Here is a 14,084-nt window from a genome sequence, read left to right as displayed (position 1 = left end):
GGCGCCTCTCGATGTCCAGAGAGCCATATTATCGACCTGATGAGGTAGTCCAGGAAATATAGTGTTTTAGGTTGACAGATCGAACCGTTGTCAAGGAACACCATCAACTTCTCGCGCGACTGGATGGATCAGCGGGTCGATCTGCGCATGGGCGCGTCCTCCGACGTCTGGGGCCTGCGCGGCAATCTGCAGATCGCGCCCGGCACATTGATCGAGGGCTATGTGGCCGGGTCGGGCAATGACGTGGTGCAGGGCAGCGCCGTGGGCAACATGCTGCGCGGCGGTGCGGGCAATGACCGCATCCTGGGCAATGGTGGCAACGACTCGCTGCATGGCGGCATGGGCAACGACACGCTGATCGGGGGGGCGGGCAATGATCGCCTGTTCGGGAACGAGGGCGCGGATCATCTGACCGACATGCTGGGCAACAACTGGATGTCGGGGGGCATGGGCAATGACCGGCTGACGGCGGGGGCGGGGCGCGACACGCTGTATGGCGACATGGGCGACGACATCATCCTGGCGGGTGCGGGCGACGATCTGATCTTTGGCGGGCCGGGCTGGGACACGATCCGCGCCGGGGCGGGCAATGACCGGGCCGAGGGCGGGATGGGCAACGACCTGCTGGATGGCGGACCGGGCCGCGACACGTTGCTGGGTCAGCAGGGCAACGACACGATCATCGGCGGGCTGGGTCAGGACGTGCTGACCGGCGGCATGGGGGCGGATGTGTTCCGCTTCAATTCCGTGGCCGATAGCGCGCGCGGATTGGCGGACCTGATCACCGATTTCCGCCCCGGAGAGGATCTGATCGACCTGCGGGCGCTGAACCTGACCTTTGCCGGGACCGGCCCGCACGACGGGATGCGCTCGCTGCGGTGGGATCACATGGACGGGGCCACGCGCGTGCTGGTCGACGTGAACGGAGACCGCACGCCCGACATGATCATCCGCCTGGCCGGGCGGCTGGAGCTGGAGGCCGACCACTTCCTGCTGTGACGGGCGGGGCTTGCCAATCGGGGGGCTTCGGGGCCATCTGCCCGGACGCATCCCGAACCATGACAAAGGAACCGCCATGGCCGACGCACAGATCCTGTCCTCCCGACCCGGAATGGGCCGACCCGGAATGGGCCTGCCGCCTCTGGGCGCGCCGGGCGTGGGGGCGCTTGTGGCGCTGGCCCTGGGCACGATCGGGCTGGCCCTGACCTATGGCCCGGCGCAGGGCGCGCTGTTTCTGATCGGCGGGGCGCTGGGGCTGTCGCTGTATCACGCGGCCTTCGGCTTCACCTCGGCCTGGCGGGTGTTCATCCTGGACGGGCGGGGCCGCGGGCTGCGGGTCCAGATGCTGCTGCTGGCGATGGCGGTGCTGCTGTTCTTTCCGGCGCTGTCCTCGGGCATGCTGTTCGGGAACGAGGTGCGGGGCCTGGTCTCGCCCGCAGGTCTGGGGGTGATCGCGGGGGCGTTCATCTTTGGCATCGGGATGCAGCTGGGCGGGGGCTGCGCCTCGGGGACGCTGTTCACGGCGGGGGGCGGCAATGCCCGGATGCTGATCACGCTGGTCTTCTTCATCGTCGGATCGCTGCTGGGCACCGTGCATTTCGACTGGTGGGCCAGCCTGCCGTCGCTGGAGCCTATGGCCCTGTGGCAGCCCTTCGGCGTGTGGGGCGGCATCGCGCTGTCGCTGGCGATCTTCGGCGCCATCGCGCTGCTGACGACGCGGGTCGAACGCCGCCGCCACGGCGCGTTGGAGCAGGCGCCCGACAGCCCGGTCCACGGTGTGGCGCGCTGGCTGCGCGGGCCTTGGCCGCTGGTCGCGGGCGCGGTGGCGCTGGTGGTGCTGAACTTTCTGACGCTGGCGATTTCCGGGCGGCCCTGGGGCATCACCGCGGCCTTTGCGCTGTGGGGCGCCAAAATCGCGCAGCTGGTGGGGATCGACCCGACCGCCTGGGGCTATTGGCAGCGCCCCGCCAATGCCCAAGCGCTGCAATCGTCGATCTTTGCCGACATCACCACGATCATGAATATCGGCATCATCGCGGGGGCCATGCTGGCCGCGTCTCTGGCGGGCCGCTTTGCGCCGTCGCTGCGCATCCCGCTGCGGTCGGTGATCGCGGCGGTGGTGGGCGGCCTCATGCTGGGATATGGCGCGCGCATCGCCTATGGCTGCAACATCGGGGCCTATTTCTCGGGGATCGCATCGGGCAGCCTGCATGGCTATCTGTGGGCGGTGGCGGCCTTTGCGGGCAATATCCTGGGGGTCAAGCTGCGGCCGTGGTTCTTCATGGAGCGGCGGACCAGCCGGGCGGATGGCTGAGATGGATTGGTTCGCCCCCGTCGACGCCTATTGCGAACGCACCGGCCCGGATTACTGGTCCGAACCCATCAATGCCCTGACCAACCTGGCCTTTCTGGTGGCTGCCGTGGTGATCTGGCGGCGGTTGCAGGGGCCGGGCCTGGCGATGGGGCGGCTGATGGCGGGGGTGCTGTTCGTCATCGGCATCGGGTCGTGGCTGTTTCACACCCACGCGAATCCCTTGACCAGCCTGATGGACGTGGTGCCGATCGTGGCCTTCATCCTGCTTTATGTCTTTGCCGCGACGCGCGATTATTTCGGCGCGCGGCCCTGGGTGGCGGCGGTGGTGACGGCGGGGTTCATCCCCTATGCCGCCCTGACCGTGCCGCTGTTCCAGCAGGTGCCGGGGCTGGGGTCGTCGGCCAGCTATGCGCCCGTGCCGGTGCTGATCGGGGTCTACGCGCTGCTGCTGCGCGGCCGGTTGCCGCAGGTCGCGCGGGGTCTGGCGATCGGGGCGGGGCTGCTGGTCGTATCGCTGACCTTTCGCACCCTGGATCAGGCCAGCTGCGCGGTGCTGCCCATCGGCACGCATTTCATGTGGCATATCCTGAACGCGATCATGCTGGCCTGGATGATCGAGGTCTGGCGCCGTCACCGCGTCGGTTAGGGAAACTGGTGCAGCCGACGGGGCCGCGTAAAGCCGCATTCTCGTCGCTTTAGCGTGGAAATCCGTCCTACGCGGCGCGTTAACTTTCCACGGCTTACAAGACGTCGGAGATCTGCAGCTGCTGGATCGAGCGGCTGTGGGCGACCAGATCAGTCCGGATGTCGGTCAGCTGCTTCTCGTGGCTGATGCGCAAGTCCTGGGTTGCCTATGCGGCGTGCAGGTCTGTCCGCTGCGTCTTGCGCTGGCCTTCGAGCATACCCGCCTGCAGCGTCGCGGCAATTACGTTCCCGCGGCGCGTGCCTCCCACGCCGGAGGCTGCGGCGTCTCTGGGGGTCTGCGATACCATCCGGCAGGGGCATTCTATTCCTCGGACGATGCAGGGGGGCAAGCGCCGCGACGATCGGCTGGCGCATGACGAGTTCGCGTCCAGCCTGCCCAGTGAGGGCGAGGAAGAGGGGAGCGCATGCGACGCGGTATTCGGAGACTGCAGGAGATTAAGGTCGTCGCCAAGGCCGGTGGCCGCCAGTGCAAATATTGCCGTGTCGGTGGCCAGTTGGTGCCGCTCCCTGATCTGCACGACAACCATCCGGACCTCCTGGTAGCCTATGTCGCAGCGAGAAGGGTGCAGTCCAAGCCGCGCGGCACCAGGAGGGCACCATCGCTGCCCTGTATGTCTCCTACCTCGCGTCTCACGAATACAGGCGGATGGCAGACAGCACGCGCGCGGTGTCACGCCGGACGCTTGACCGTATTAGCGCCGATCGCGGCACCGGGTTGGTCAAGGGTTTCCCGTCCGATCATCAGCGAAAGGATATCCGCGCCCTGACGCCAGGGCTGCCCAGAACAGGCCGAAAGCCATGGCGGTCGATGCTGGAATTCGCGGTCGATGAAGAAATGATCTCGTCCGATCCGTCCGATCCGTCCGATCCGTCCGCAGGCGTCAAGGCGCAGCGTGGCGAGGTCAAATCGCACCGCCAGTGGACGACTGCCGAACTTGCGAAGTTCCGCCAGCACTTGGCTGCTATGACGCGGGGGCGGATCGCTTTCGAGGTGATTTACCGGACCGGCGCGCGCTGCGTCGATGCCGTGGGACTTGGCTGGCAGCGCGTAGATGGCGACGGCTGGCCGAACTTTGTCCAAGCGAAAACAGGCGGCCCTGCAACCTGTCCGGGCAAGACGCTGCCCCAATGGGCTGAGTCGCCGCGTGCAGAGCGTGCCCTGTTTCTGGCATCGGTGCCGCGCGACCGGATGATCTGGATCATGACCTAGAACGGCCAGCCCCGAAGCGTGGAGGGCTTGCCGCAGCGGAGGAGTTTCGCCGCATCGGCCGCAGGACCTCTAGACGATTGGACTGCGAAAGGCGTGTGCCGCAGCGCTGGCCGAGACGGGTGCCACTGCCTCTCAGTTCGGCGCCTGAACGGGTCGCGCGACCCTGCCAGAGATCTCGCAATACACCCGCCAGGTCGACCAAAAGGGCGTGCTCGGGGCAAAGCGTAGGCGACAAAGTGAAAACAACCTCGCCAAGTTTCCAAAACAGGCTCAAGACGGCAATGAAATCAGGGGATCTTTGGAAATCTGGTGCACCCGAAGGGATTCGAACCCCTGGCCTCTGCCTTCGGAGGGCAGCGCTCTATCCAGCTGAGCTACGGGTGCACGCGACGCCTGATTACCCTCAGGGGTCAGGCGGCGCAATGGTGAAAATGGGTCAGGCTGCGTCCAGGGCCGTGATGATCGGCACGAAATCGGCGGCCTTCAGGCTGGCCCCGCCCACCAGCGCGCCGTTCACATGGGCGATGGCAAAGATCTCGGCCGCGTTGGTCGGCTTGACGCTGCCGCCATACAGCAGGGCGACATCGGCGCCGTCCTCCAGCCGCGCGGTCAGGCGGTCGCGCAGCAGGGCGTGGACCTCGGCAATCTGGTCGGTTGTGGGGGTGCGACCGGTGCCGATGGCCCAGACCGGCTCATAGGCGATCACGGTATTCGCGGCGGTTGCCACGTCGGGCACGGAACCCGCCAGCTGCGTGGCGATCACGTCCAGCGTCGCACCTGCGTCGCGCTGCGCCTCGGTCTCGCCTAGGCAGATGACGGCCACCAGGCCGGCCTGATGCGCAGCCTGGGCCTTGGCGCGGACCTGGGCATCGGTTTCGCCGTGATCGGCGCGGCGTTCGGAATGGCCCAGGATCACATGGGTCGCGCCCGCATCGCGCAGCTGGGCCGCGGCGATGTCGCCGGTATGGGCGCCCTGCGCGGCAGCGTGGCAATCCTGTCCGCCGATCAGCAGATCGCCTGCGCCCACGCGCGCGATCATCGGATGGATCAGCAGGGCGGGGGGGCAGATCAGCACGTCGCAGGTCGCGCCTTCGGCGGCGGCGGCCATGCCGTCCAGCTGATCCAGCGCGGCCAGGGTGCCGTTCATCTTCCAGTTGCCAGCGGCCAGTTTGCGCGGTGCCATGGGGTCCTCCGTTTGGTCCCGACAGGCTTAGCCAGCGCCCCGCCGCCGCGCAACCGTCAGTTCGCGGGGCGGGCGCCCTCGATGGGGGCAAAGTTCACCGATTCCCCGCAGCCGCAGCTGTCGGTGACGTTCGGGTTGCGGAACCGGAAGCCCTGCTCCAGCAGGCCGGTCTCATAGTCGATCTCGGTCCCGAACAGGAACATCTGCGCCATGGGCGCGATGATCACGCGGGCACCGTCCAGCTCGACCACGGCCTCGTTGGGGGCGGGGGTCTCGGCCATCTCCATCGTGTATTCCATGCCCGCGCAGCCGCCCTTCTTCAGGCCGATGCGCAGACCGTAGGCGTTCTTGCCCGCCATCAGCTGCGCGATCCGCGCGGCGGCGGCAGGGGTGATGGTGACGGGGGGCGTGCCGGGCATGGCGAACATGGGACGATCCTTTCGGGGCTCACTTCAAGATAGTCATCCGGGGGGCGCGGGTTCAAGACCGCCCCCGGCGATCACATGAAGCCCAGCTCCAGACGCGCCTCGTCGGACATCATGTCCATGCCCCATTGCGGCTGGAAGGTCATCTCGACATCGACCTGCTTGACGCCGGGCACGGCCTCGACCGCGTCGGCGACCCATCCGGGCATCTCTCCGGCGACGGGACAGCCGGGGGCGGTCAGCGTCATGATCACCCGCACCTCGGAGGCGTCGTTGATTTCGACCGTGTAGATCAGGCCCAAATCGTGGATGTTCACCGGGATCTCCGGGTCATAGACGGTCTTGCACGCCTCGACGATGGGCTCGTACAGGGGATGGTCGGTCGAAGACGGCGCGATCAGCGGCGCGCCTTCCATCAGGGGTTCGGTCATCGGATCATCCTTCAATTCCGACCAATTATATAGGGCAGCACCTGCCCGCGGTCCAGTGGCACGCGCATTGCACGCCGGGCGAGGCGCGGTTAGAACCGCACGGTTCCACAGGCAGGCGGCACCATGACCACGCGTTTCAGCTATACCCTTTCCGCGACCGACGGCGCGGCGCGCACGGGCGTCATCGACACGCCCCGCGGGCAGATCCGCACCCCGGCCTTCATGCCGGTGGGCACGGCGGCGACGGTCAAGGCGATGCTGCCCGAAAGCGTGGCGTCCACGGGCGCGCACATCCTGCTGGGCAACACCTATCATCTGATGCTGCGTCCCGGTGCGGAACGCGTCGCGCGGATGGGCGGGCTGCACAAGTTCATGAACTGGCAGAAACCGATCCTGACCGACAGCGGCGGGTTTCAGGTGATGTCGCTGGCCGGCCTGCGCAAGCTGACCGAGGACGGCGTGACCTTTTCCAGCCACGTGGACGGGTCCAAGCATTTCCTGTCGCCCGAGACCAGCATGCAGATCCAGAAGCTGTTGGGCAGTGACATCGTGATGTGTTTCGATGAATGCCCCGCGCTGCCCGCGACGGATGAGGCGGTGGCGGCGTCCATGCGCCTGTCGATGCGGTGGGCGCAGCGGTCGCGCGACGCGTTCGGGGACCGCCCCGGTCACGCGCTGTTCGGCATCATGCAGGGCGGCGTGACGCGCGATCTGCGCGAGGAAAGCGCCCAGGCCCTGCAGGCCATCGGGTTCGACGGCTATGCGGTTGGCGGCCTGGCCGTGGGCGAGGGGCAGGAGGCAATGTTCGGCGTGCTGGACTATGCCCCAGGTTTCCTGCCGGTGGACAAGCCGCGCTATCTGATGGGCGTGGGCAAGCCCGATGACATCGTGGGCGCGGTCCAGCGCGGCATCGACATGATGGATTGCGTGCTGCCCTCGCGGTCGGGACGGACGGGCCAGGCCTGGACCCCGCGCGGCCAGGTCAACATCAAGAACGCCCGCCACCAGGACGACCCGCGCCCGCTGGACGAGGATTGCACCTGCCCCTGCTGCACGGGCTATTCCCGCGCCTATCTGCACCACGTGTTCCGCGCGCGTGAGATGATCAGCGGCATGCTGCTGACCTGGCACAACCTGCATTACTATCAACAGCTGATGGCGGGGCTGCGCGACGCGATCGCGGCGGGTCGGCTGGACTCGTTCGTGGCCGATTTCCACGCGCGCCGGGCCGAAGGCGACATCGAACCCGTCTGACGCGATTTTCCGCAGCGTCCGCCCTTGGCGCGGGCGGGTTGAGGGGTTATCTTGTGGGCGTTCTCAGGGCGGGGTGCAATTCCCCACCGGCGGTCACAGCCCGCGAGCGCCCCTTTTTCGAAAGGGGGTCAGCAGATCCGGTGAAATTCCGGGGCCGACGGTATAGTCCGGATGGAAGAGAACCGCCCTGTGCGCCACCCCGGCGCGCGCGGTGGTATGCCTTGGGGGCCTGACGCATTCTAACGTAAGGTTCCTGAAAGATGACCAAATCTCCTCGTATCGCCTTTGTCCGGGCGCGCTGGCACGCCGATGTGGTGGACCGCGCCCATGACGGTTTCCTGGCCGAGGCCGCCAGCCTGATGCCCGGCGCCCAGATCGAGGCCTGGGACGTGCCCGGCGCCTTCGAGATGCCGTTCCTGGCCAAGAAGCTGGCCCTGACGGGCAAGTATGACGCCGTGGTGGCCGCCGCCCTGGTGGTTGATGGCGGCATCTATCGCCATGATTTCGTGGCCCAGGCAGTCGTCTCCGGGCTGATGCAGGCGGGGCTGGAGACGGGTGTGCCGGTGTTCTCCGTCTCGCTGACGCCGCACAATTATCAGGAGACCGAGCTGCTGACCGGGTTCTATCGCGAGCATTTCGTAAAAAAGGGGGCCGAGGCTGCCCATGCCGTCGCCCAGATGCTGGCAGTCGAGGGGCGTCTGGCCCGCCTGGATCAGGCGGACGCGGCCTGATCCATCCGCAGGCGGTGCCGTGACAGCAGCATCGCCTGCGTTTCCCCGAGTTCGCTGTCGCGGCGCGCGACGTCCCAGTGCAGGGCCGTGGCGCAGAGGTCGGCGATGCGGGCCAGATCGCGGGCCGACAGGCGGCCGGTGACCGCCAGCGCGGTGCGGCGCATCACCAGATCGGCCAGGGTGCCGACCTGTTCGTTCCGGATGATCCAGTCCAGCTCCTGTTCGCTGTGATCGCTGTCCGCCAGCATCGCAGGCGTGGGGCCTTCGGCGGCCAGGATCTGGGCGGCGGTCGTGCCATAGCGCGCCAGAAGATGGCGCGCGCGGGCGGGCGCGGCCAGGGTGCGCCGTGCCGCATCGTCGCTCCACGCGCCCGCATCGGCCGGGTAATCGCGGCCACCGCCGATGGGCAGGCGTTCCGTGCTGATGCGCCGTGACGCGGCGAGGCGCTGCAGGATGTCGTCGGCGACTTCCTGGGCGAAGCCGCGGAAGGTGGTCCATTTGCCCCCCACCAGCGCGATGATCGGCCAGCGTCGCGTCGCGTCCGGGTCGATAACCGGGGCCGAATGGTCGCGGCTGATCAGGCCGGGATTGGCGGCATCCGAGGCGGGCAGGGGGCGGATGCCGGAATAGGCATAGACGATCTGGCTGTCATCGAATTCCAGCCCCGGCAGCAGGCCGCGCAGCGCGTCGAGGAAATAGGCGATTTCCGCGTCGTCGCAGGCCACGGTATCGGGGTCGTCGGCGCGGATGTCGGTGGAACCCACCAGCGCGCGGTCCAGATAGGGAAAGACCAGGCAGATGCGGCCGTCATCGGCCTCGAAATAGATCATCCGGCCCTGCAGGGCGGCCAGCAGCGCGGGGTGGTCCAGCAGGATATGCGACCCCTTGGTCCCGCCGATCATCCGCGTGGGCGTGCCAAGCATGGCGTTCACGCGGTCGATCCAAGGTCCTGCGGCATTCACCACAATGCGGGGGCGCAGGGACAGCACGCCGTCCGGGCCGGAGAGGTGGATCACATCGCCATCGGTGCCGGTCAGCGCGGTGTGGTTCAGCGCACGTGCGGCGGGATTGGCGCGCAGCCCGTCGGCGACCAGCTCCCAGACCAACCGTTCAGGCAGGGTCACGGCGGCGTCGTAATACTGGCCCGCGGCCTTGATGCGCGGAGTCAAAGGTGGGATCTCGCGCAGGGCGCGGGCGCGCGACCATAACTGGTGGCGCGGCATCACCCGGTGGCGGCGGCCATAGAAATCGTACATCGCCAGCCCGGCCTTCATCAGCACCGCGCCGCGGCTGCGGGGCGCGGTGGTGGACCCCATCAACGTGCGCAGCGCAGGCCCGATGCCCCGCAGCCAGGAGAAGATCGGGATGACCGTGGGCAGCGGCTTGACCAAGTGGGGTGCGTTCTTCAGCAGCAGGTTGCGCTCCAGCGTGGATTGCGCGACCAGGCGCAGCTCTCCGGTCTCCAGGTACTTGATGCCGCCATGGATCAGGCGCGAGGGTGCGGCCGAGGTGCCGCCGCCGTAATCGGCCTTGTCCACGATCACGGCGTTGATGCCCTGTTCGCACAGGTCGCGGAACAGCCCCGCGCCGTTGATGCCCGCGCCAAGGATCAGCACGTCGATATCCTGGGTCATGTGTCGCCCTGCAAAGCCTCGATCCGGGGCCAGAGCGGCGCCAGCGCCGCGCCCAGATCGGTGAAGACCGCGTGTCGCGCGGCCATGTCGGCCATGCGCGCGGGGTCGGGATGGTGGGTGTGGGTGATCGCCGCCGCGTCGCGCGGGTCGTGGCGCGGCGAGGCGAACAGGCCCACCCCCGACCCCGCGCATAGCGCCGCGCCCCAGGCTGCGGCCTCTTCGGTCGCGCTGACGGTCACCGGCATGCCCAGCACATCCGCGAACAGCTGTGCAAAGACCGGCGCGCGAGAGATGCCGCCGGTCAAACGTGCGGCTGTGGGGCGGAACCCGTCGCGCAGGGCGTCGACATGGTGGCGGTGGTTGAAGGCGATGCCCTCGATCACGGCGCGCAGCATATCGCCGCGATCGTGCCAGCCGTGCAGGCCAAAGAACGCCGCGCTGGCCTGCGGCCCGTGGGGCGAGCCGAACAGATAGGGGTGGAACAACGCGCTGGAGGGGCGGGCCAGCGCGGCCTCGATCTCGGGGATGACGCGCAGATGGGCGGGCTGGTCGCCCTCCTCCCGGCACAGGCTGTCCAGGAACCAGTCGTAATTCGCGGCGGACGCAGGAGAGATCGACATGGCGTTCCATTCCCCCCGCGCGATGCCGTTGCGGCAGAACCAGCGCGGATCGGACAGGGGTCGGTCGGTGACGGTCTGGTTGATCGAATAGGTGCCCGCGACGATCGCGACCGTGCCCAGAGCATAGCCCCCCGACCCCAAGGCCGAGGCGGTGACGTCATGCAGCCCCGCCACGACCGGCGTGCCGGGCATCAGGCCGGTCAGCGCGGCGGCCTGGGCTGTCACATGGCCCACGACCTGATCGGGCAGGGCGATGTCGGGCAGGGGCAGGCCCGCCAGACCGAAGATGACGGGAATGTCGGGGGCGTAATCTTGGGTAGCCACGTCGGTGAACGAGGTGCTGGCCTCGGTCAGGTCGGTGCCGATGCGGCCGGTCAGGCACAGGGTCAGCCAGTCCTTGCAGGCCAGCACATGGCCGATGGCGGCAAAGCGCGCGGGGTCGTGGTCGCGCATCCACGCCAAGATCGCGGCGGGGGCCGAGGCATGGGGCATCTGCCCGGTCCGCGCCAGCGCTCGTGCTGCGGTGCCGTCCGCGACCCACCCATCGGCGACCCCGCGCACGCCGCCGGTCTGGTCAAAGATCACCGCCTTGGTGACCGTCAGCCCGTTGTCCAACCCCAGGATCAGCATGGCTCAGCCCTCCACGGCGGCGATCTGGACCGTGACACCGCGCCGGCGCAGGGCGGTGATCTGGTCGGCGGGCGTGCGGTCGTCGGTGACGACCAGGTCGAAATCCTCGACCCCGCCCATGGAATGCAGGGCGTGGCGGGTGAACTTGGTGTGATCGGCCAGCAGGATGCGGCGGCCAGCGGCGTCCAGCATGGCGCGTTTCGTCGCGGCCATGTCGGGCGATTGGTGAAAGACCCGGCCGTCGGTGATCGCGGCCATCGACACGATCGCCAGATCGGCCCGCAGGCGGGTGATCTGGGCGGTGGTCTGCGGCCCCATGAAGGCGTTGCACCAGGCGTGATACTGTCCGCCCAGACCCAGCAGCGTCAGATCGCGCATGTCCTTGACGGCGCCCATCAGCGTCAGCGCATTGGTGATGACCGTCAGCGGCACCAGTGCCGCCAGATGCGGCACCATGCGCAGCACGGTCGTGCTGTCGTCCAGAAACACCGCCTGTCCGGCGTCGATCTGGCGGGCGGCCAGCGCCGCGATGGCCGATTTCTGGGGCGCCTGGCGGGTGTCGCGATACTGGTCGCTGGCCTCGACCAGGCTGGTCGGCGCGGCCGAGACGACGCCGCGCGCCTTGCGCAGCACGCCGCGCGCGGCCAGGTCGTCCAGATCGCGATGGGCGGTCATCAGGCTGATGCCGAACCGCGCGGTCAGGTCCTCGATGCGCAGCTGGCCCTCGGACAGGACCGCCTGCGCGATCAGCGTGCGCCGCGCCTGTCTGCGTGCCTGGCGGCTGTCCGAGGGGATGATGTCCATGGCGGGCCTTGGGGCAAAAGGGGGCGCGCGGGTCACCGCACGCCCCGCGGGGGTCACTGGTCCAGAACGAAGGGCGCGCTGTAGCTGTCGACGTTCTCGGGGGTGATCAGCAGGCAGTCGAACAGCTGCTTTTCGCTGTCGGCGCCGGTCTCTCCGGTCTTGATGAAGGTGTCGGCCTGGCGGACGGCTTCCTCGGCAAAGATCGCGACGGGCTGCAGGACGGTATAGGCCATCTCTCCGGCGCGCACGGCCTCGACCGCGTCGGGGCTGCCGTCAAAGCCGCCCACGGTGACCTGATCCAGCCGGCCCGCCTCCTTCAGCGCGGCGATGGCGCCCAGGGCCATCTCGTCATTGCCGGAAATCACGCCGGTCACGTCGGGGTTCGCCTGCAGCAGCGACTGCATGCGCTGATAGCCCTGGGTGCGGTCCCAATTGGCGACCTCCTGGCCGACCTTCTCGAACTCGGGGTACTGGGACAGCACCGTCTCGAACCCGTTGGACCGGGTCTGGGCGTTGTTGTCCGACGGCGCGCCGAACAGCTCGACGAACTGGCCGCCTTCCTCGCCCATCGCCTCGACCCAGGCCTGCGCGCCCAGGGCCGCGCCCTGCGCGTTGTTCGACACCAGCTGCGCCTTGGCCAGACCCTCCTGGTTGATCTCGGCATTGACCAGGAACACCGGGATGCCCGCATCAACGGCCTTCTGGACGGCACCGACCGAGCCGTCGGCATTGGCCGGGTCCAGGATGATCGCGACCGACTGGTTGGTGATCGCGGTGTCGATCAGCGTGCTTTCGGTGTTGGTGTCGCCGCGATGGGCGGCCACATTGGCGGTATAGCCCAGCTCTTCGGCGGTGGCCTTGGCGACCTCGCCCTCGGTGAACCAGTAGGGGTTGGCCGGATCGTTCACGATCACGGTGATCAGCCCCTCGGCCCAGGCCGATCCGGCCATCAGCGGCACGGTGGCCACGGCAGCCATCAGCATCCGGCGCGTCATCTTCATCATTCTCTCTCTCCCTTTGGTGTGGTGGTCCTGCCCGGTGGGGCAGTCTTTCCGGGGGGCGTTCCCGCGCCCCCCGGGGAAGGTCTGGGGCAGGGCCTCACGTCTTGCGCGCGCCGCTGCCGTATTGAAGCGAGTTCATCAGCACGGCCAGCACGATCACCGCGCCGGTGAACACCGTCTGCCAGTAGGAACTGACCCCGATGATCACCAGACCCGCCGACAGAAAGCCGATGACAAAGGCGCCCAGCATGGTGCCGCGCACCGTGCCCCGCCCGCCGGTCAGGGCCGCCCCGCCGATGACGACCGCGGCGATGGCGGTCAGCTCATACGCATTGCCCGCGGTGGGCCCCGCCGATGTCAGCTGCGAGGCCAGCACCAGCCCGGCGACGGCCGCCAGGGCGCCCGACACGGCATAGACGGTGATCTTGACCCGCTTGACCGGCACGCCGGACAGTTCCGCCGCGCGCTCGTTCCCGCCCGACGCGTACAGCCAGCGCCCGAAGGCGGACCGCGACAGCATCAGCCCCGCGGCAACCGCCACCACGGCCAGCACGATCACGCTGATCGGCACACCGCCGATGCGGTAAAAGCCCAGCCAGTTGAAGCCGGTATTGCCCAGGGCCTCGGACCCGCGCAGGTTGTTGTAGGTCAGCCCGTTGGTCATCAGCAACGCGACGCCGCGCGCCACATACATCACCCCAAGGGTCGCCACGAAAGGCGGCACCTTGAAGATCGCGACCAGCACGCCGTTGATCGCGCCCACCGCTGCGCCGACGCAGACCGTCAGCACGACGACCGCCCAGACCGGCGGATAGAGGATGACCCCCATCGCGTCGATCTCGACCCCCTGCATCATCGCGCCCGCGACGACGCCGGACAGCGCCAGGATGGACCCCACCGACAGGTCGATCCCGCCGTTCAGGATGACCAGCAGCATGCCGATGGACAGGATGCCAAAGATCGCCACCTGGCTGGACATGATCAGCAGGTTCGACAGCGTGAAATAGTTCGGCGACAGAACCGAGAACACCGCGATGATCGCGATCAGCGCGAAGAAGGCGCGGCCCTCCAGCAGCAGGCGGCCGATGTTCAGGGACCGGGTCTTGGCGGGGTTGGTGGTGGTTGCGGACATGGGTTCCCTT

14 protein-coding genes, 1 tRNA gene and 1 riboswitch are annotated in these 14,084 nt (G+C 68.0%); of the genes, 6 read left to right on the top strand and 9 right to left on the bottom strand.

The annotated features are described in order from the left end of the window. Positions 1-87: 87 nt before the first annotated feature. The 4 genes from ABS73_RS15325 (at position 88) to ABS73_RS15310 (ending at position 4,229) form a co-directional block, all read left to right on the top strand. Positions 88-999 carry a M10 family metallopeptidase C-terminal domain-containing protein gene (locus ABS73_RS15325; protein ID WP_277021535.1) on the top strand — a complete coding sequence of 304 codons (912 nt, stop codon included), beginning with the start codon at positions 88-90 and terminating at the stop codon, positions 997-999. A gap of 76 nt (positions 1,000-1,075) precedes the next feature. After that, on the top strand, positions 1,076-2,314 hold the full coding sequence (locus ABS73_RS15320; RefSeq protein WP_277021538.1) for a YeeE/YedE family protein: 1,239 nt from the start codon (positions 1,076-1,078) through the stop codon (positions 2,312-2,314). Position 2,315: 1 nt separating this feature from the next. After that, entirely contained in the window at positions 2,316-2,960 is a 645-nt protein-coding gene (locus tag ABS73_RS15315; RefSeq protein ID WP_277021628.1) for a ceramidase domain-containing protein, read from the top strand. 867 nt (positions 2,961-3,827) lie between these two features. Beyond that, a complete protein-coding gene (locus ABS73_RS15310; RefSeq protein WP_286693542.1) occupies positions 3,828-4,229 on the top strand; it encodes a site-specific integrase in 402 nt (133 codons plus the stop codon). Positions 4,230-4,536: 307 nt separating this feature from the next. Here ABS73_RS15310 and ABS73_RS15305 read toward each other — a convergent pair. The 4 genes from ABS73_RS15305 to ABS73_RS15290 form a co-directional block, all read right to left on the bottom strand. Continuing rightward, a tRNA-Arg gene (locus ABS73_RS15305) sits at positions 4,537-4,613 on the bottom strand. Positions 4,614-4,665: 52 nt separating this feature from the next. After that, positions 4,666-5,412: a triose-phosphate isomerase gene (gene tpiA, locus ABS73_RS15300; RefSeq protein WP_277021544.1), complete on the bottom strand. Its 747-nt coding sequence runs from the start codon at positions 5,410-5,412 to the stop codon at positions 4,666-4,668. A 56-nt stretch (positions 5,413-5,468) separates the two neighbouring features. Then, positions 5,469-5,840 (bottom strand): HesB/IscA family protein, encoded by a 372-nt coding sequence (locus ABS73_RS15295; protein WP_136855555.1) that lies wholly within the window; start codon positions 5,838-5,840, stop codon positions 5,469-5,471. Between the two features lie 71 nt (positions 5,841-5,911). Beyond that, on the bottom strand, positions 5,912-6,268 hold the full coding sequence (locus ABS73_RS15290; RefSeq protein WP_042250045.1) for an SUF system Fe-S cluster assembly protein: 357 nt from the start codon (positions 6,266-6,268) through the stop codon (positions 5,912-5,914). A gap of 123 nt (positions 6,269-6,391) precedes the next feature. Here ABS73_RS15290 and tgt point away from each other — a divergent pair, with 123 nt between their 5' ends. Both tgt and ABS73_RS15280 read left to right on the top strand, forming a co-directional pair. Then, entirely contained in the window at positions 6,392-7,522 is a 1,131-nt protein-coding gene (gene tgt, locus ABS73_RS15285) for a tRNA guanosine(34) transglycosylase Tgt (RefSeq protein WP_277021552.1), read from the top strand. Positions 7,523-7,577: 55 nt separating this feature from the next. After that, a riboswitch (FMN riboswitch) is annotated at positions 7,578-7,709 on the top strand. Positions 7,710-7,782: 73 nt separating this feature from the next. Then, positions 7,783-8,253, top strand: coding sequence for a 6,7-dimethyl-8-ribityllumazine synthase (locus tag ABS73_RS15280; RefSeq protein WP_277021555.1), 471 nt, complete (start codon positions 7,783-7,785; stop codon positions 8,251-8,253). Here the strand turns inward: ABS73_RS15280 and ABS73_RS15275 are convergent. The 5 genes from ABS73_RS15275 to ABS73_RS15255 form a co-directional block, all read right to left on the bottom strand. Next, complete coding sequence (locus ABS73_RS15275) at positions 8,235-9,887, bottom strand: glycerol-3-phosphate dehydrogenase/oxidase (RefSeq protein ID WP_286693541.1); 1,653 nt, start codon at positions 9,885-9,887, stop codon at positions 8,235-8,237. The two genes, ABS73_RS15280 and ABS73_RS15275, sit on opposite strands and share 19 nt — an antisense overlap. After that, entirely contained in the window at positions 9,884-11,137 is a 1,254-nt protein-coding gene (locus ABS73_RS15270; protein WP_277021559.1) for an FGGY-family carbohydrate kinase, read from the bottom strand. Before ABS73_RS15270 ends, ABS73_RS15275 begins: the two co-directional genes overlap by 4 nt. 3 nt (positions 11,138-11,140) lie before the next feature. Continuing rightward, positions 11,141-11,941 (bottom strand): DeoR/GlpR family DNA-binding transcription regulator, encoded by an 801-nt coding sequence (locus ABS73_RS15265; protein ID WP_277021562.1) that lies wholly within the window; start codon positions 11,939-11,941, stop codon positions 11,141-11,143. 53 nt (positions 11,942-11,994) lie between these two features. Beyond that, positions 11,995-12,945, bottom strand: coding sequence for a D-ribose ABC transporter substrate-binding protein (locus ABS73_RS15260; protein WP_277021564.1), 951 nt, complete (start codon positions 12,943-12,945; stop codon positions 11,995-11,997). Positions 12,946-13,039: 94 nt separating this feature from the next. Next, a complete protein-coding gene (locus ABS73_RS15255; RefSeq protein WP_277021566.1) occupies positions 13,040-14,074 on the bottom strand; it encodes an ABC transporter permease in 1,035 nt (344 codons plus the stop codon). Positions 14,075-14,084: the final 10 nt, after the last annotated feature.

Origin of the sequence: Paracoccus sp. SCN 68-21 (assembly GCF_001724535.1) — a bacterium.
Classification (GTDB): Bacteria; Pseudomonadota; Alphaproteobacteria; order Rhodobacterales; family Rhodobacteraceae; genus Paracoccus; species Paracoccus hibiscisoli.
Note: the sequence above shows the minus strand (reverse complement) of the source record. Positions and strands in the feature narration are given on the sequence as shown.

Excerpts from the sequence above, each read along its gene's own strand:
- ABS73_RS15275 (WP_286693541.1), bottom strand. The coding sequence starts at position 9,887 with ATGACCCAGGATATCGACGTGCTGATCCTTGGCGCGGGCATCAACGGC.
- ABS73_RS15280 (WP_277021555.1), top strand. The coding sequence starts at position 7,783 with ATGACCAAATCTCCTCGTATCGCCTTTGTCCGGGCGCGCTGGCACGCC.
- ABS73_RS15315 (WP_277021628.1), top strand. The coding sequence starts at position 2,316 with ATGGATTGGTTCGCCCCCGTCGACGCCTATTGCGAACGCACCGGCCCG.
- ABS73_RS15310 (WP_286693542.1), top strand. The coding sequence starts at position 3,828 with ATGCTGGAATTCGCGGTCGATGAAGAAATGATCTCGTCCGATCCGTCC.
- tpiA (WP_277021544.1), bottom strand. The coding sequence starts at position 5,412 with ATGGCACCGCGCAAACTGGCCGCTGGCAACTGGAAGATGAACGGCACC.
- ABS73_RS15320 (WP_277021538.1), top strand. The coding sequence starts at position 1,076 with ATGGCCGACGCACAGATCCTGTCCTCCCGACCCGGAATGGGCCGACCC.
- ABS73_RS15270 (WP_277021559.1), bottom strand. The coding sequence starts at position 11,137 with ATGCTGATCCTGGGGTTGGACAACGGGCTGACGGTCACCAAGGCGGTG.
- ABS73_RS15290 (WP_042250045.1), bottom strand. The coding sequence starts at position 6,268 with ATGACCGAACCCCTGATGGAAGGCGCGCCGCTGATCGCGCCGTCTTCG.
- ABS73_RS15260 (WP_277021564.1), bottom strand. The coding sequence starts at position 12,945 with ATGATGAAGATGACGCGCCGGATGCTGATGGCTGCCGTGGCCACCGTG.
- tgt (WP_277021552.1), top strand. The coding sequence starts at position 6,392 with ATGACCACGCGTTTCAGCTATACCCTTTCCGCGACCGACGGCGCGGCG.
- ABS73_RS15255 (WP_277021566.1), bottom strand. The coding sequence starts at position 14,074 with ATGTCCGCAACCACCACCAACCCCGCCAAGACCCGGTCCCTGAACATC.
- ABS73_RS15295 (WP_136855555.1), bottom strand. The coding sequence starts at position 5,840 with ATGTTCGCCATGCCCGGCACGCCCCCCGTCACCATCACCCCTGCCGCC.
- ABS73_RS15265 (WP_277021562.1), bottom strand. The coding sequence starts at position 11,941 with ATGGACATCATCCCCTCGGACAGCCGCCAGGCACGCAGACAGGCGCGG.